We start from the raw sequence: 16,348 nt of genomic DNA, 5'->3' as shown, positions 1-16,348 counted from the left end.
GGCGGAGGATGAAAGTATGAAAGCTCGATGGTTGATGTTAGCCCTTTTGGCCGTTACCCTTGCCAAAACCCACTATGCCGTACAAAGTATTTACTTCGACACGGCCGCAGGACGTTACTATTTTCTATCCTTCCTGGCCTGACGTAACACTTTTCGAATAAACAAGCCGGTCGCCAGACACCTGGCGGCCGGTCTTTTTTATCCGCCGTGTTTCTCAACAAACTTCTTAATGTCCTCAACGTGAGCCAAAACCAACTTGGCTTTTTTGAGGCCAAACTGGAACGGGAATTTGTCTTCCGGAGTGGCTTTGATCACGATCATGGGATTACCTTTGTATTCAGACTCGGACACCTCGGACATATTAATCTCCTTTTACTTCTATTATTTCTGCGAAAACTTTGGGCTACTCGGCCGTCGATTCCCGGAACGACCGCCAAACTTGCCGAAACCTGGGCGACGATCGGAGGATCCCGCGGGTCGAGTGCCAAACTTGCCGAAGCCTGGGCGACGATCGGAGGATCCCGCAGATCGAGCGCCAAACTTGCCGAAGGCTGGACGACGATCGGAGGATCCCGCGGGTCGAGCGCCAAACTTGCCGAAGGCTGGACGACGATCTGAGGAACCTCCGGGACGGGATGGTGGTCCACCACCCCCAAATCGGCGGGGAGGACGATCGGCGCCAGGCCCTCTGGATCGTGGCCCCATAAAATGGCCCTCCCGTCCGGCAGAAAAGGGCCTCCGATCCGTTGAAGAAAATGGACGTCGGTCTTCTCGTGGGGGATGACGAGGAGCCGCCGCCTGAGGCTGCCGGGGCTTCTCCCGCGCCTCCGTCACCCAAATATCTTTTTCTCCTAAATGAGTTCCATTCAACTTGGCAATGGCCGCCAGGGATGCTTCTTCCGTGCTCATGGCCACGAATCCGAACCCGCGCGACCGTCCCTGTTTCGGGTCCTGGACCATCACCGCCGAGAGCACCGTGCCGACGCCGGTAAAAAGCTCCCTCAGTTTTTCATCGGTAAAATCATAAGGCAACCGGCCCACAAAAAGCTTTTTGCTCATGGTTATCTCCTCTTCTTCCAACATTCTACCTGCATTGCGCATTTTCTTGGGATATTTTTTGTTGGAAAACATTAAACTGTAGGGGTTCCTATTATGCCTGCGAAACAAAAAGTATCCATCGTAACGCTCGGTTGCCCCAAAAACCAGGTCGACACCCAGAACCTCACCCGGTTACTGCGGGCGCGCGGGTATGACGTGGTGACCAATCCGGCGGAAGCGGATGCCATTGTCATCCACACGTGTTCCTTTATCGAAGCCGCAAAAAAGGAATCCGTTGAAACGATCCTTCAGGCCGCTCAATTAAAGACAAAGGGGAAGAAACTCCTCGTGACCGGCTGCCTGGTTCAGCAGCACGGCCCGTCACTTCTCGATGAACTGCCGGAAGTGGATGCTTTTCTCGGGACCGGGCAGCTGTCGCAAGTCCCGGATTTTCTCGATAAACCGCGTGACCGTTTTCTCGATCGGGCCAACCCCGGCGGGTTTATGGACCCGGATGTTCCTCGGACCCGCCAAACCACCGGCCCCACCGCCTACCTGAGGTTGTCGGAAGGGTGCAGTCATCCCTGTTCCTTCTGTGTTATCCCCAGGATCCGTGGTCCCGTACAAAGCCGGCGGGAGGAGGCCATCCTTCAAGAAGCCCGTGAGCTGGCGGCGCAGGGAGTGGAAGAATTTCTCGTTATTGCCCAGGATACCGGCGACTGGGGCCGCGATTTCAAGGCGACGGGTCGCCTTCCGGCACTCTTGCGTTCGGTCAGCCGGATCCCAAGCATTCGCTGGATCCGGTTGATGTACATGCATCCCATTTCCTTTTCCGATGCTTTGCTCGAAACACTCGTTGAACAACCTAAGAAATTCCCTTACCTGGACATCCCCCTTCAACACATCGATTCCCGTGTTTTATCGGAGATGCAGCGCAAAACAGATGAATCCGATATCCGGCATCTGCTCGATCGCCTGCATTCCAAAGCGCCCCATTTATCACTACGAACCACGTTCATCGTTGGATTTCCCGGTGAAACTGACGCTCAGTTTGATCGCCTCCTCCATTTTGTGCAGGAAGGCCATTTTGATTATCTGGGGGCTTTCGCCTACTCCCCGGAGGAAGAAACACCGGCTGCCCGGCGGACGGACCAGATCCCCGAAGACGTTAAACAGGAACGGCTGGCGGCGCTGACTGAGGCGTACTACGACGTGGCTCTTGCCAAAGCGCAACAGCGAATTGGACAAGTGGAAACTGTTCTCCTGGAAGATTCTGAGGCCGGAGACGTGTTCGGACGCACGTGCCGGGAAGCGCCGGAAATCGATGCGGTGGTGCGCCTGCTGCAAAAGACCGTTGAGCCGCGGGGCGGCCGTTTTATTCAGGCGAAATTGACGGGATTTGATGCCTACGAATTTTCCGCTGAGCCTGTTTAGGCCGCTCGTGGATGATCCTGCCGAACGGGCTCAATGAGGAGAGACAGATGCTCGAACAGCGCTTCCGGCTGGGGCGGCTTGAAAATCCATCCAGAAAAACCAAGGGACGAACCCGTCGCTGGATCGAGCGGTGAATCAGAAGTGGTCATGACCAACAACTGCGTCTGAGCTACATGGGGGTCTTGTTTCACGGCCCGAGCGAAATCAACGCTTTCCATATCCGGCAGATGCATATCCAAAAGCACGATCGCGAAAGGCCGGCCGGCTTTCTGTTCGCGCCGGAGCAGCGTCAAGGCCGCTTCCCCGCTGGATACTCCTTCACTGGCAAGCGCCCAGGTCCCCAGTTGTTGACGAAGCAACTGACGAACGGTTTCATTTTCGTCAACCACCAGCACCCGCGCCCGCGTCCACGGCAACGAGGGTTGATCAATAGGCGAGAAAGATGATCCTCGTTTCTGAAAGGGAAGTGTAAACCAGAAAGAAGATCCTTCTTTGGGAGCACTTTCAAAACCGATTTCCCCTCCCATTAACTCCACGATCCGTCTGGACATGGCCAACCCTAGCCCCGTCCCGCCGAACTGGCGGGTCCGCGAACCGTCTCCCTGGCGGAATACTTCAAACAAATGTTTTTGGACATCCGGATCAATCCCGATGCCGGTGTCTGTAATCCGGCAGGTCAACCACAGACGCGTCTCGTCCTCTTTCGCCTTGGTGATTCGAAGAATCACTTCACCGCGCGATGTAAACTTCACGGCATTTCCCACCAGCTGCGTCAGAACCTGCCGCAAACGAATCCCGTCACCGAGGAGCGTGGCCGGAATTTCATTGGGGATCAGGCTGACCAGGCCCACTCCCTTGGCCCGCGCCTGCTCGGAAAACATGGCCACCACACTGTCCACGGCCGGACGGATCGAGATCTCCTGCGTCTCGAGGGTAAAGGTTCCGGATTCCATTTTTGAGAAATCGAGAATATCCTTGGTCAAATGGGTCAACCCGCCGGCCGCCCGCTGCACCGTCGAGGCAAAGCGGCGTTGTTCGTCCGAGAGTTCGGAATCCAGAAGCAGCGACGTCATTCCAATAATGATGCTCAGCGGCGTACGGAACTCGTGGCTCATGTTGCGGAGAAATTCCGCTTTGACGCGCGCCGATTCCTCGGCCGCATCCCGCGAGAGTTCCAACATCCGCTGCGCCTGTTTGCGCTCGGTAATGTCTTCCGAAATCGTGACGAGATAGGCCGGGGCCCCATTTTGATCCGGGATAGAGACTTTCTGTGTATGAAGAGTACGCGCTTCCCCGCTGGGCAAGACTAAAGATTCTTCCGGGATATTGACTGCTTTCCCATCCCGCAAAACCTGGCGGTCCTGCTGAACTTCGTGTTGAGCCTCTTCGTGCGGACGCAAATCATAGGCATTGCTGCCCAACAACTCTGTTTCCGATCGGCCCAGCCATTCTGACGCCGCTTTGTTGACGAGGGTCAAGCGCAGGTTCGTCGCTTCTTTCACCAGAATGCGATAGGGTATCCGCTCAATAATCGAATGCAAAAACGTTTCCATGCGTTCCGTCTCGCTTTCGGCCAGAACACGCCCGTCGGACTCCCGGCGCAGCAGACCAAAGGCCCCCGCCAAAAATCCAAGGCTGACGCAGGCGAATAAGACCAGCCCAGCGGTGACTTTTGACGAATGACGGGAGGTGGTCGTTGAGCGCCGGCGAACCTGAGCGCTTTCCTTTTCCTGTAGGTCGGAGAGCCCGCGCGCCAGCGCCTGGCGAACGGAAACATTATCTTCGGATAACACCCACTGTTCCGCCGCCGCATACCCTCCGGCTTTCCGCGCCGCGACGATATTCGAGAGATACTGCAGATGAACCAGGACCAGCCGATTCAGCGGCTTTGGGCTTCGTGATTTGATCTGGCGCAACCGCTGCGGGATGACCCGTTGGGCCTCCTGATACGGCGACAGGCTGGCGGGGTCGCCCGTAATGACGTAACGGCTGACCGACGCCTCCGCGGATTCCATCAGCACCTGGATCGTTTGCAATTTCTCCAAGGCCCGGTGGGATTCTGAGACGGAATCAAACGAACGGACCAGCCCGTGAGTCCCCCAATACGCAGCGAATCCCGCCCATGAAATGACGGCGCACGCCAGGACAAACCAGAACGCGGTGGATCGACGATGTAGAAGTATCCCCATATCGGTGAGTTGAGTCTAGACCGAGGATGGCCTTACAGCAAGGGTATTTTGAATGGAAACCGGGAGCTTGACAGAAGGGGCCCGGGGCCGCTATTGGGTCAAAAGGCCTTCCGGTTAACGCGGGGTACAGATGATGCCGATGGTCGTAGGGTGGCCGGCAATCGGCCGGAATTCGATGCGGACCTGGAGGGAGGCTCCGGGTTTGGTCTTATGCGTTGTCTCAAAAAAGATCTGACGGGCGGCCTGAAGCTCCGCATAAAGGCGGTTAATCTCAGACTCGGATTCAAAGAGCTTGACGATCGACTGCCCCAGCATCTCGGACGGCCGGTAGCCATAGAGTTCTTCCGCGATGACACTCCAGCTCGTCACAACCCCCTTCAAATCCATCTGAAAGGTCAGCCCCGAAGGCGCGGGGCCCGCAGAAAACAGATAACGGCGTCCCTGGCGGTACAGGACAAGCGCAAAACCAACGAGCGAAACAAGCCCTAGAAAAGCCAGGAGACACACCGCGGCCGTATGAAGCCGGATCCTCCAGAAAAACTCCTGTTTACGGATCTCCAGCTGCGCGGGCGGCATCACCGGCAGGAAATGGTTCAGCGTCTCGGTCAGATGGGAACGCTGAGCATCCATGGTGCTCACCGTCTGGCTCACGTTCGTTTCAATGGCAACACTTTCCCGGGCCAGATGGCTGTTGGCTTTCCAAAGCGTAAGGATTTCGCGCTGTGTTTTTCGCTCAACCGGCAGCAACTGCATCCGCCCGTAAAGATCCAGATAGGATTCGCCCCGGTTATCATTCTCAAAGGTCAGTTCTTTGGCGGCGTCCGAGGGCTGCGCCCAGACCAGAACGAGATTCTGCTGCCAGGCGCGCAGTTGATTCTCAATATTCAGAATCGCCTCGCTTCGTTCTTCCCCGTCGGGCTGGTCCTTCCGGATGAGCGGCCGCACCTTGTGTTCGATCAGGAAAAGAATCCGCGTGAAGTTCTGTTCCAGCACTCCCCACTGTGACAAACGGCGGGTATTGGCCTCGAGCGTCCGATCGACCGCTTCCTTGAACAGATCGAAAGCGTTCCGGATTTCCCGGGCGGCCTCCGGCGGGAACAGGCTGGGGTTCTGGTGGGCGAACTCGGGGAGTGAGGCTTCAAAGTCCTGCCGGCTGTCGGCAACTTGTTTCAATAAGGATGCGTCCTGGCTGCACAGATAACCCTGCAGGCCGATGCGGATTTTCCCGAGGTGTCCCATCAGCGCCGCACGGAAAGGGGAAGGGTCTTTGAGATCCGAAATCTCGCTGACCGCCTGATTCACCGCCGCAGTCTCCCGTCCCATGCCCCACCACAGCCCCCACAGGAGCAAGGCTTCTCCTGCCAACAATATCGCCGCGCGCGGGAACAATGACGGTTGAGTCTTCATGAATTGTTCACCACATTGAAGCAAATCATTTTAACGTTTGGGGAAGGTGCCGAAAGCGTCATCGACCAGATCGAGCGCCGCCTCGGAGAGATCGGAGGCACGGATTTTTTCCATCACGTCGGGGGGGATCGCACTGTCCGTCAGAAAACTCGCGATGGAGGTGTGGCCGCCGCCGAAACTGCTTTGATCGGAATCTTTGGCGTTCTCCCAGAGGGTTTTCCCTTGCCGGTCGGTCAGCCAGAAGCGCGCCTTCACCTGGGAGCGCACCCAGACCGTGAGCTTGGCGCGATGATAGGCCTGGAGTTCTCCGTGCAATACCCCATCCACTCCGAGCCAATCCGCAAGAATCCCGGCGTTCTGCCGCGCGATCGCGACCTGGATAGGAATTTCAGGTCCCGTGAGCGTGCGTTCATGCAGGATTTGATCGGTCTCATCAGGCCGGGAAACGAAATATCCCAAATCACGATTCAGTTTCCTGACCGCGAGATAGCGTAAAATAACGGCCCCATCGGCGCTGCCGGCTTGATTGGAAAGAGGCAACACGGCGATGCGGGCGGGGAATGCCGCGCTGGCTTTGACGGAAGGAGGCGCTGACGATGGAGCAGCCGGGCCCTCTCGCGGAAGAGGGACACATCCCGCGATCAGGGTAGCCATCAGGGCATAAACAACCGCATTGTAACGAGAAATCATAATAGTTGCGCAACTCTTGTCATCCCCCGCGGCTGTTGGCGGCCCCGACCACCCGTCGATGTTCTCATCGACGGGGTCGCACCGACTGTTCGATTCAACAGAAGGACGGTGCGGGGGATCCAGGCCCGCCGACGACTTTATAGATTCCCCGCCAGTGACCGCGGGGAATGACATCGAGGGGACTTGCTATGATGTGGGTTCATGATATGAAAACTCTTGGCCTTCTATCTGCCATTTTGATGCCTTTCTTCAATATTCCGCTCATCGTGCGGATCATCCGGCGGCGATGCTCGGACGATATCAGCCTCACGTGGGTGATCGGCGTGTGGATCTGCATCATCGGCATGCTGCCCGCCAGCCTTCAGTCCGAAGATATCGTGCTCAAAGCCTTTGGAATGGTCAATATCGTGTTTTTTTCAGGTGTGGTCGCGGTCGTCCTTTTTTACAGTTCCGTAATCCGCAAACGTTAATGGGGTTCTTCCGGTTATCCCTTGGCATTCGATCTGAAAAACGGTTTAATAAGAGAGACTCGTGAAGCCATCCCCGCCCGAAGGAGCCTCTATGAAGCCGGAACGCCGTCAATCGCCCCGCATCCATTCGACTGTTCCTCTGGATCTTTATGATCCCAGGGGCCGCATGGTGATCGGAGAAGGCTATTTTGTCAACATCTCGGAACAGGGAGCGATGGTCCGAAGCCGGAACACGCTCGCCTCGAAAAAGAAAATCCGCCTGCATCTGGCCGCTGATAAAGAGTCCCCCCTCCAGCTTTCGGGACGGGTCGTCTGGACTCAAAAGAAACGGCCCGGGTTTACGTACGGGATCCGGTTTGACCCGATTCCCGCGCCCCTCGCTCCGTGAAACATCCTTTCTCCAAGCCCCATCGCCACCGGCGGCCGAACCACGCCGGACGCACGCCAGCCCGTCCTCCCGCTGCTCCGCTCCTCCCGGCCCGGAAACAGGCCGGCAATCGTTTTGTCGAAGGAACCTTGCAACTCAAAGGACGGGTCGGATTTGTGCTCTCCGATCAACCGGATCTGAGCGATGTTCTGATCGACGGGCCAAGCCTCGCGCTGGCCATGGACGGCGACCGGGTTAGCGCGGAGGTGACCTCGTCGCCTCAAGCGCCTCGCCGGAGCGGACGTCTTTTGAAAGTCCTGGAGCATGCGCGCGACACGGTCGTGGGCTCGTTCGGACGCGTGAATGGATCGCCTGTCGTCCTGCTGGAAAATTCTCTCCAACCCATCCGGCTTCTTCAGCTCCATCATTTTCATCCGGGTGACGGGGAGCTGGTCGTCGCCCGGATCACCCAGTGGCCGGGCGCTAAAACCACCGCCACCGCGGAACTGACGGACGTTCTAGGGCCGCGGTCCAAACCCGGTGTTGAGCTTCAGGCCGTGATCCATAAATACAATTTGTCGGACGTGTTCCCTCTGGAGGTTGAGCGGGAAGCGGGCGTCTTCGGCGAGACCGTATTGCCCGACGCGTATGCCGGGCGGGAAACCCTTTTTCATCAACGCATTTTCACGATCGATGGAGCGGATGCGAAAGATTTTGATGATGCCGTCTCCATTGAATCGCTTCCCCACGGAGGCTGGCGCCTGGGCGTCCATATTGCCGACGTCTCCCATTATGTCCGTGAGAACTCGGTTCTGGATGAGGAAGCCTATCGGCGGGGAACCAGTGTTTATCTCTCCGGTACTGTTCTGCCCATGCTGCCGTTTTCTCTTTCCGACGGTCTCTGCAGCCTGCGGCCGGAGCAGATCCGTTTGACGCTGTCTTGTGAGATGGATCTGACGACGGAAGGGACGGTGAGTTCGCATCGAATTTTTGAAAGCGCCATCCGCAGTGTCCGCCGCTTCACCTATGAACAAGTCGAGCAAATCCTCAAAGGCGAGACGTTGCCGGGGCTACCCTCGGCCATCCATGGCGATATCCGGGAAATGAGCCATCTGGCTCGACTGATCCGGCGGCAGCGCACCACACGCGGATCGCTGGATTTTGATTTTCCGGAACCGGATGTTAAAACAGATCCGCACGGACGCCCCCTGGATATCCGGCGGCGGGAGCGCCTGGAGAGCCACCGCCTGATTGAAGATTTCATGATCCTGGCCAACGAAGCCGTGGCCCGTCACATGAGCCGGGGGCCTTTCCTGTATCGCATTCACGAAGCACCGGATCCCCAAAAACTGGTGAAGCTTCGCCAATCCCTGGAATTGATCGGCCTCCGGTTTCCCAGGGGCTTCGGGACGGACGACCCGCGCACCCTGCAACATCTTCTGCAGGCGGCCGAAGGGAAACCGACTCAACCGATGGTCCACATGATGGTGTTGCGTAGTTTGAAACAGGCGGTTTACTCAACGACCCATGCGGGGCACTTCGGGTTGGCGTCTTCCTGCTACACTCATTTCACCTCGCCCATTCGCCGCTACCCTGACCTGATCGTCCACCGGTTGATCAAAGAACGGCTTCATCATTTCACCACCGATCGCCAGACGCGCTGGAAACCGCTGCTCGCGAAGATCGCGCCCCACGCCTCGCAGCGGGAACGCGTCGCCGTGGATGCCGAACGGGAATACCTGGATGTTCAAAAAGTCCGGCTGATGGAGCCTCACGTCGGAGAGAGTTTTTCGGGGGTCATTTCCAGCGTCACCGCTTTTGGTATTTTTGTCCAGCTCAAGGAATTTTTCGTTGAAGGCCTTGTCCATATTTCCAACCTTCAGGGGGATTACTACCTTTTCGATGAGGTCCGCTTGCAGCTGCGCGGCAAACGCACCGGGCGGATCTTTCAGATGGGCCAATCCGTCCGTATCCAACTCGCGGCGGCCAACCCCGTCAAACGCCAGCTGGATTTTGATCTTCTTCCGTCTGATCCCCCCCGCAAAAAGTAGTTGCAAACCGGTTAAAAACCCCGCATAAGAAAGTCTGTGATCCCCCGAAAAATAACTCTGGTTTTTTGTCTTCTCTTTCAGGGACTGGCTTTTGGGGAAATCCCATTAAATCCGGCTCCCGTGACACCTTATTCAACTCCTTTTCAGGCTGGGGAATCCCTGCTCTTTGCGATCCGATGGGGAGCCATCACAGGGGGGTATTCAACGCTGTCGGTGAATCCCCTGGACCTAACGTCCAGTACCGTGGCTTACCACATTATTTCTGAAGCGCGCTCCACCGGGATCGTGGATACTTTTTATCATGTCGAAGACCGCAACGAAGCCTGGCTGGACGCCATTCGACCCCGTTCCCTGCGGTACGAAAAAAACCTGCATGAAGGGAAATACCGGGCGCATCAGATCGTCGAGCTGGATCAAGTCCAGCATTCCTTTATCGAGCAGGAAGAACGTTTTGATAAACAATCGTTTGAACACAAGCAAGGAGCCATTCCTCCCGATGTCCTGGACATCTTGAGCAGTCTTTACTATGTTCGCACGCAGCCGCTCGCGGTGGGTCTTTCCTATACGATCGACGTTCATAGCGGGGCTAAAACCTGGCCGCTGCTTGTTCGAGTGACGAAACGCGAACGGGTAAAGGTTAAAGCAGGCCGATTCGACTGCTTCCGGTTGGAACCGCTTCTGCGGGAGCCGGGAATTTTTATCCCCAAAGGGAAGAAACTAATGGTATGGGTCACGGCAGATGACCGGCATCTGCCGGTCTTAATGCGGTCGGAGGTTTTCATCGGGCATGTCTCGGCGGAACTGGTTCGGGAACAACCCGTTTTACCCCCTAACACGGACCGGGTGTCGCAGCCCCTGCTGTCTTCCGGACTGAATTAGAGACCTTCCATGAATTATCGACAGGAATACCGAGTCATCGTTTTTTTGATCGCCAGCGCCCTCTCCCGGACTCTTTATGCGGCGGCTGGGACAGAAGCCGCCAGTTTTTTGGACATCCCGGTCGGCGCCGGTCCGGCCTCCCTGGGAGCTGCCTACTCCGCCCGTGCCGAGGACGCTTATGCCACCGTTTGGAATCCGGCGGGACTTGGTTTTCTGGAATGTCCTCAGCTGGCCGGAACGCATCAACCCTACCTCGAATCTGTTCACTACGAATACCTGAGTTACGTCCATCCTCTGGGGACGAAAGAGCCCGTCACGGGTCGCACCCGCCGAGGGTTTGGATCATCGATCCAATATTTAGGCTCGGGGGACCTGGACCGGCGCGATGAAATCGGTACCCCGATGGGGACTTTCTCTTCGTATTATGCCGCCTATTCCCTGGCTTATGGCCAGCGCTGGCGCGACCATTGGTCATTCGGCGCAGCCGCCAAGGCGATCACCGCCAAAATCTCCGACGCCTCCGCGATGACCGGCGCCGCAGACCTCGGCGTTCTCTATAAACCCATGGACCGATTCTCGCTGGGAGCGGTCGCTGCCAATCTGGGACCCAATTTAAAATTTGTGAACGAGGGAGACCCGTTGCCGATGGCTTTTCGCCTGGGAGGACTCTATGCCCTGGATTCGGATTGGAATGTGTCAGCCGAAGGCGTTTATCGGCGAACCGGACTGCTCAGCGGGTCGATTGGAGCGGAATACATTTATGAAGACGTCTTTACCGTTCGTTGCGGATACAACACCAGCCATACGAAAGAACTCAGTCTGATGTCCGGCTTTTCCTCCGGATTCGGTCTTTTTCTATGGGGACAGGAATTGTCCTACGCATGGGTCCCCTTTGGTGAGTTGGGAACCAGTCACTACTTCTCGCTCGTTTTGCGCTTCGGCCAGACCCAATCCTCCCGCCCCTCCCGTCAAAAAACAGTCACGGAGGCCAATTTTGAACATCCCATTTTAGACGAATCCGGGTATCAGAACCTCTACGATGTCCTGAATCCCGACGAACGCAAAGCGCTCCAGCCGGCCCCCGCTCGAAAAGGAAAGGATTCACGGCCATGAGGACTCAGAAATCCATCGGCTTGCTCATCGGTCTGACCCTGTGGTTCGGCGGGGGGGCCGCCGCGAAAGCACCTGTCGCACGTTCAACCGTTCCCCGGCGAGCCTCCGACCATATCCTAGTGAAGTTCCGGTCACAAGCCACCGCTGCAAAGCGGACGGCCGCTCTGGCTCATCTTCGAGTGACTGAGAAGCACACCCTTTCACCGATCGGCGTAAAAGTTCTCTCTGTCCCGGCGGGCGTGACTCCCGAAGAAATGATTAACCGAATCCAAACTGAAATGGGAAACGAGGTGGAATTTGCGGAACTGGATACCGTCCAGTTCGCCCAAAAGATTCCCAATGACCCTCTTTTGAGTTCCCAGTATCATCTCAACAAAACCGCCTGTCCCGCCGCATGGGACACAACAAGCGGAGCAGGAATAACCATTGCCATCGCTGACACAGGGGTCATGCCAACGCACCCCGATCTCGCGGGACATCTGGTGCCGGGGGTCAACGTCGCTGAAGGGAATCTCGACACCTCCGATCAGGAAGGGCATGGAACAACGGTCGCCGGAGCCGCTGCCGCCATCGGTGATAACAACCTTGATGTGGCCGGGGTGGCTTATAACGCCAGTATCATGCCCATCAAGATCGTCGAGGGCGCCGATGATTTTTCTTACAGTGTGGTGATGGCCTCTGCCATTATCTACGCGGCTGACCATGGGATTAAAGTTTTGAATATGAGTTTCGGCTCGGATTTCTGCGATTCCGTGGTGATCCTGCAGGCGGCGGATTACATGCGCTCAAAAGGCGGCCTCGTGATCAAGTCAGCGGGCAACAGCAGCATCAACCGAGGGTGCGCTCAAATGCCCGGTCTTGTTTATGTCTCGGCCACGGATGCAGATGACCATCTGACCGATTTCTCAAATTTCGGGCAGGAGATCGGCGTGTCCGCTCCAGGGTCGGCTATTTTAACCACCAACTGCAATGGCTGTTTACAGGGACCCGGGCACGGCGAAGTGGACACGGTCGCTGGAACATCTTTCTCGTCTCCGATTACCGCCGGCGTCATGGCCCTGATTTTTTCCATTGACTCGACCTTTACTCCGGAACAGGCGCAGCAGATTCTGTTTGATTCAACGGACGATCTGGGTGATCCAGGTTACGATATTTATTATGGGTGGGGCCGGGTCAACGCCAGCCGGGCGGTGGAACTGGCCAAGCAGCGCTCCATTACCTTTCAACTGAACTCGCTGACCAACGTTTATGCCTATCCAAACCCGTGGGACGTTCGCCGCACCGGCAATCGGCTGATGACTTTTGCGAATATCCCGGATGGCGCTTCCGTCAAAATTTTCACGCTCTCCGGTTTTTGGGTCAAAAACCTTACCCCTTCCAATGGCCGAGCGACCTGGGACCTGACGAACAGTGCCGGCGAGCCGGTGGCCTCCGGGCTTTACTTCTACCTCATCAAATCCAGCGACGGCGAACACAAAGCCCGCGGGACCGTCGCCATCATCAAATAACAACGAGTTTCAAGTTCCAAGTCGCAAGTGACAAGCTCTAATCGGAACTTGTTAAGGAATTTTCTTGTAACTTGAAACTTGGTACTTGTAACTGTCTTTAATGCTGATTGATTAAGTCTTCAGGAAGTAACGGTTCCGAAGCGTCGGGCTGTAAGGGCGGCGCGGGAGGAAGCGGTTTGTACGCTGGCGTGTCCGCCTTGGGCGCCGGAGACGAGGGTGTCGAAGGAGAGGTGACCGTTTGTCCCCGGTGGCTTGGCAAAGGCGATGTGGTTTTGGAAGTCTCGGCCGGCGATTCGGGTTCAGCGGCCGGAGCGGATGCCGAAGAGTTGTCAAAACGAGGCGCGGTATAGGCTGGATTAGGATTGGCCGGGCTGGTGAATCGGCTACTTTCCGGCTGAGACTCATAAACAGGAACATCCTCGGGCCGCCGGCCCAAGGCATGCGCCGACGGCTGGCACCCCACAAATAACGACCCAAAGAACAGCAGGCTACCTAACCTCGCCCTCACCCTGTCCCTCTCCCTCAACAGGGAGAGGGGAGTAACACTTGCCTCGGAACCTTTGCCCCCTCCCCCTGCTGAGGGGGAGGGCTGGGGTGAGGGTGGCCTCATGGATGGGTCATCTCCTCTGGATTAATCAGTTGGTCAAACTCCTTCGCCGTTAGATAACCCAATTTCAAACAGGCTTCCTTAAGGGAAATATTTTCATGGTGAGCCGTATGTGCGATTTTGGCGGCTTTGTCATAGCCGATCTTCGGACTGAGCGCGGTCACGAGCATGAGCGAGTGGTCAACGTACCACTGGATTTTCTCGCGGTCCAATGAGAGCCCATTCACGCAGTGCTCAACAAACATCCGGCAGGCGTCCTTCAGGAGCCTGACGGAATGCAGAAAGTTATGAATGATCACCGGCTTAAACACGTTCAACTCAAAATTCCCCTGTGAACCGGCAAAACCGATGGCCGCGTCATTGCCCATCACTTGCACCGCCACCATGGTCATGGCTTCATTCTGCGTGGGATTGATTTTGCCCGGCATGATGGAAGACCCCGGCTCGTTTTCCGGCAGTTTCATTTCGCCGAGACCGCAGCGAGGTCCGGAGGCCAGCCAGCGGATGTCATTGGCGATCTTCATCAGGGAGGCGGCCAACGTTTTGAGCGCGCCGCTGGCATAGACGATCTCGTCATGCGCGGAGAGCGCTGCAAATTTGTTGGGATGGGAGACAAATGGGATTCCGGTCAGCTCAGCGATTTTCTTCGCCGCTCGTTCGGCAAATTCCGGATGCGTATTCAATCCGGTCCCCACCGCCGTGCCGCCAATGGCCAACTCGCGCAATCCGGGCAGCACCTGCCGCAACCGCGCCAGGTCCCGTTCTATCAAGGACCCCCAACCGGAGAACTCCTGCCCGACCGTCATTGGAACCGCATCCATCAGATGGGTCCGTCCGATTTTTACAACACGATCAAATTCTTTTTGCTTATGGAGAAGAGCCTTCCGTAATTCCTCGACAGCGGGAAGCAACGATTGCTCCAGCTCGACCGCGGCCGCCATATGCATGGCCGCCGGGAAGGTATCGTTGGACGATTGCGACAGGTTCACGTGGTCATTCGGATGGATGGGCTGTTTCGTTCCCATTTTCCCCCCCGCCAGCTCGATGGCGCGGTTGGAAAGGACTTCATTCACATTCATGTTGGTCTGCGTGCCGGAACCGGTCTGCCATATGCGCAACGGGAAATGATCCTGAAGTTTGCCGGCGATCACTTCGTCGGCGGCACGCACGATCAGATCCGCTTTGTCCGCGGGTAATTTACCCAGGTCTTTATTGACGAGTGCGCAGGCTTTCTTCAGGATCCCGAAAGCCCTGATCAGCTCAGGAGGCATCGTGTCGGAACCGATATCGAAATGGATCAGCGAGCGCTGGGTTTGCGCGCCCCAGTAACGATTGGCTGGCACCTCAAGGGCGCCCATGCTGTCGGATTCCTGACGGGTGGAGAGGGGGGTCGTCACGCACTCATTATACTTGCAGAACCGGCCGCGCGGCGCGACTACGGATCATCGCCATCAACTGCTGGGCCACATCCGGGATAGCGACCCGTTCCGTATTCCAGATCACATCGTAGAGAGTCGGGTCATCGATATCTCTCCCAAATCGATCGTGTACGTAGCGGCTTCTGGCCGCATCCCGTTCATGGACGATTTGCCGAGCTTTCGCTTCCGGACATTTTTGAAGCTCTTGCATGCGATGAACACGAGCGTCTAAAGACGCGACGAGCCGCACATGAATTCCATTCGGCAAGTCTCCGGTCAAACAGGATCCTCCGCGGCCGATAATGATGACTTTCCCTCGGATGGCGGCGGTCCGTATCTCGGTCGAAATGCGGTGAAATACATATTCCTGAGAACTGTGGCTGGCGAAAATCTGATACCCCAGGTCCTCCAACTGAGAGTGGTAATCTTCTTTACGAAGCGTTTCCTGCGATAAATGAAGGTGATGTTTCTCGAGCAGTTGGCGGCACATCGTGACTCCAAAAATACTCCACCCGCTGCAGAAAGGATCGTCCGCTTTTTGTTCAAGTTCGTGCATGAGCGCTTTCGCGAGCGTGTATCCCCCGGCGCCTGCTTGCCTGGAAATTGTGATGAATGGCCACGACTGATTTGAGGATTCCGATTCTACAGGTGGGACCGAATAAGCCAAGGCCTGAATAAGCGCTGATACTTTATCCATAAGTCACCTCTTAGCGCTTTCTAGGAGTTCGTGAGGATAGATATATTTTAATACAGTTAACAAAACAATTCAAATATTCAATTTATGAATTGAGCTTAAAAATCAGCCTGTTTTAATCATTCAAAAAATGGATAGACGTAATAAATGCCAATGTGCGATATCGCACTATATATCGAAAATTCGCCCTCTGTAACCTAGAAATAACCTTTCGAATGCCGAGATGTAACACTATTTTGACATCTTAGTAGCGAGAAGATTAATTGGGAGGAACATGTCCTATGTCAGGCAACAAAAGGAAAGGCCGATGAATAGGGAGAAGAAACAACATCGTTGCTTTTCCCCACTTTTGGGAGCTCTGCTCTTGGGGATCTCCTTACCGGTCCAAGCGGCCTTTCTTGATAATGGATGGGGGGCCCGTCCTCTGGGCATGGGCGGCGCTTTTACCGCTGTCGCCGACGACTCCAACGCCGCTCTCTACAA

General features: G+C 56.2%; 16 protein-coding genes. 9 read left to right on the top strand and 7 right to left on the bottom strand.

The features are described 5' to 3' along the window. Positions 1-16: 16 nt before the first annotated feature. The gene (locus tag WC859_04490; GenBank protein ID MFA5975406.1) at positions 17-142 is read left to right on the top strand and encodes a hypothetical protein; all 126 of its coding nucleotides are present in this window, start codon (positions 17-19) and stop codon (positions 140-142) included. 56 nt (positions 143-198) lie between these two features. Here WC859_04490 and WC859_04485 read toward each other — a convergent pair whose 3' ends face one another. Together WC859_04485 and WC859_04480 are read right to left on the bottom strand one after the other, a co-directional pair. Then, positions 199-360: a hypothetical protein gene (locus WC859_04485; GenBank protein ID MFA5975405.1), complete on the bottom strand. Its 162-nt coding sequence runs from the start codon at positions 358-360 to the stop codon at positions 199-201. A 21-nt stretch (positions 361-381) separates the two neighbouring features. Further along, positions 382-1,059 (bottom strand): RNA-binding protein, encoded by a 678-nt coding sequence (locus WC859_04480; GenBank protein ID MFA5975404.1) that lies wholly within the window; start codon positions 1,057-1,059, stop codon positions 382-384. A 93-nt stretch (positions 1,060-1,152) separates the two neighbouring features. On the opposite strand from WC859_04480, the gene rimO reads away from it, so the two are divergent. Beyond that, positions 1,153-2,472, top strand: a complete 1,320-nt coding sequence (rimO, locus tag WC859_04475; GenBank protein MFA5975403.1) for a 30S ribosomal protein S12 methylthiotransferase RimO — start codon at positions 1,153-1,155, stop codon at positions 2,470-2,472. On the opposite strand, the gene WC859_04470 is transcribed toward rimO, so the two are convergent. The 3 genes from WC859_04470 to WC859_04460 form a co-directional block, all read right to left on the bottom strand. After that, on the bottom strand, positions 2,469-4,661 hold the full coding sequence (locus WC859_04470; protein MFA5975402.1) for an ATP-binding protein: 2,193 nt from the start codon (positions 4,659-4,661) through the stop codon (positions 2,469-2,471). The two genes, rimO and WC859_04470, sit on opposite strands and share 4 nt — an antisense overlap. 114 nt (positions 4,662-4,775) lie before the next feature. After that, positions 4,776-6,068, bottom strand: a complete 1,293-nt coding sequence (locus WC859_04465; GenBank protein ID MFA5975401.1) for a PAS domain-containing protein — start codon at positions 6,066-6,068, stop codon at positions 4,776-4,778. 30 nt (positions 6,069-6,098) lie between these two features. Beyond that, entirely contained in the window at positions 6,099-6,758 is a 660-nt protein-coding gene (locus tag WC859_04460; protein MFA5975400.1) for a hypothetical protein, read from the bottom strand. A gap of 206 nt (positions 6,759-6,964) precedes the next feature. Between WC859_04460 and WC859_04455 the strand changes: the two genes are divergently transcribed. The 7 genes from WC859_04455 (at position 6,965) to WC859_04425 (ending at position 13,496) form a co-directional block, all read left to right on the top strand. Next, complete coding sequence (locus tag WC859_04455; GenBank protein ID MFA5975399.1) at positions 6,965-7,228, top strand: hypothetical protein; 264 nt, start codon at positions 6,965-6,967, stop codon at positions 7,226-7,228. A 91-nt stretch (positions 7,229-7,319) separates the two neighbouring features. Then, on the top strand, positions 7,320-7,616 hold the full coding sequence (locus WC859_04450; GenBank protein MFA5975398.1) for a PilZ domain-containing protein: 297 nt from the start codon (positions 7,320-7,322) through the stop codon (positions 7,614-7,616). Further along, positions 7,613-9,646, top strand: coding sequence for a ribonuclease R (rnr, locus tag WC859_04445; protein ID MFA5975397.1), 2,034 nt, complete (start codon positions 7,613-7,615; stop codon positions 9,644-9,646). The genes WC859_04450 and rnr overlap by 4 nt, the downstream gene beginning before the upstream one ends. Positions 9,647-9,766: 120 nt before the next feature. After that, positions 9,767-10,525: a DUF3108 domain-containing protein gene (locus tag WC859_04440; GenBank protein ID MFA5975396.1), complete on the top strand. Its 759-nt coding sequence runs from the start codon at positions 9,767-9,769 to the stop codon at positions 10,523-10,525. Between the two features lie 9 nt (positions 10,526-10,534). Continuing rightward, a complete protein-coding gene (locus WC859_04435) occupies positions 10,535-11,638 on the top strand; it encodes a PorV/PorQ family protein (protein MFA5975395.1) in 1,104 nt (367 codons plus the stop codon). Further along, on the top strand, positions 11,635-13,146 hold the full coding sequence (locus WC859_04430; protein MFA5975394.1) for a S8 family serine peptidase: 1,512 nt from the start codon (positions 11,635-11,637) through the stop codon (positions 13,144-13,146). Before WC859_04435 ends, WC859_04430 begins: the two co-directional genes overlap by 4 nt. A 176-nt stretch (positions 13,147-13,322) precedes the next feature. Next, positions 13,323-13,496, top strand: coding sequence for a hypothetical protein (locus tag WC859_04425; GenBank protein ID MFA5975393.1), 174 nt, complete (start codon positions 13,323-13,325; stop codon positions 13,494-13,496). A gap of 256 nt (positions 13,497-13,752) precedes the next feature. Here the strand turns inward: WC859_04425 and fumC are convergent, their stop codons facing one another. Then, a complete protein-coding gene (fumC, locus tag WC859_04420; protein MFA5975392.1) occupies positions 13,753-15,150 on the bottom strand; it encodes a class II fumarate hydratase in 1,398 nt (465 codons plus the stop codon). 7 nt (positions 15,151-15,157) lie between these two features. Further along, on the bottom strand, positions 15,158-15,868 hold the full coding sequence (locus WC859_04415; GenBank protein ID MFA5975391.1) for a cytidylate kinase-like family protein: 711 nt from the start codon (positions 15,866-15,868) through the stop codon (positions 15,158-15,160). Between the last annotated feature and the right edge of the window lie 480 nt (positions 15,869-16,348).

It is taken from the genome of Elusimicrobiota bacterium, assembly GCA_041660185.1.
Classification (GTDB): Bacteria; Elusimicrobiota; Elusimicrobia; order 2-01-FULL-59-12; family 2-01-FULL-59-12; genus JBAZWU01.
This window is presented reverse-complemented; position numbering and strand designations above follow the sequence as displayed.

What these genes read in the sequence shown, in the direction of transcription:
- rimO (MFA5975403.1), top strand. Translation starts at nt 1,153, where the DNA reads ATGCCTGCGAAACAAAAAGTATCCATCGTAACGCTCGGTTGCCCCAAA.
- WC859_04450 (MFA5975398.1), top strand. Translation starts at nt 7,320, where the DNA reads ATGAAGCCGGAACGCCGTCAATCGCCCCGCATCCATTCGACTGTTCCT.
- WC859_04455 (MFA5975399.1), top strand. Translation starts at nt 6,965, where the DNA reads ATGAAAACTCTTGGCCTTCTATCTGCCATTTTGATGCCTTTCTTCAAT.
- WC859_04490 (MFA5975406.1), top strand. Translation starts at nt 17, where the DNA reads ATGAAAGCTCGATGGTTGATGTTAGCCCTTTTGGCCGTTACCCTTGCC.
- WC859_04465 (MFA5975401.1), bottom strand. Translation starts at nt 6,068, where the DNA reads ATGAAGACTCAACCGTCATTGTTCCCGCGCGCGGCGATATTGTTGGCA.
- WC859_04480 (MFA5975404.1), bottom strand. Translation starts at nt 1,059, where the DNA reads ATGAGCAAAAAGCTTTTTGTGGGCCGGTTGCCTTATGATTTTACCGAT.
- WC859_04470 (MFA5975402.1), bottom strand. Translation starts at nt 4,661, where the DNA reads ATGGGGATACTTCTACATCGTCGATCCACCGCGTTCTGGTTTGTCCTG.
- WC859_04415 (MFA5975391.1), bottom strand. Translation starts at nt 15,868, where the DNA reads ATGGATAAAGTATCAGCGCTTATTCAGGCCTTGGCTTATTCGGTCCCA.
- WC859_04460 (MFA5975400.1), bottom strand. Translation starts at nt 6,758, where the DNA reads ATGATTTCTCGTTACAATGCGGTTGTTTATGCCCTGATGGCTACCCTG.
- WC859_04430 (MFA5975394.1), top strand. Translation starts at nt 11,635, where the DNA reads ATGAGGACTCAGAAATCCATCGGCTTGCTCATCGGTCTGACCCTGTGG.
- WC859_04485 (MFA5975405.1), bottom strand. Translation starts at nt 360, where the DNA reads ATGTCCGAGGTGTCCGAGTCTGAATACAAAGGTAATCCCATGATCGTG.
- WC859_04435 (MFA5975395.1), top strand. Translation starts at nt 10,535, where the DNA reads ATGAATTATCGACAGGAATACCGAGTCATCGTTTTTTTGATCGCCAGC.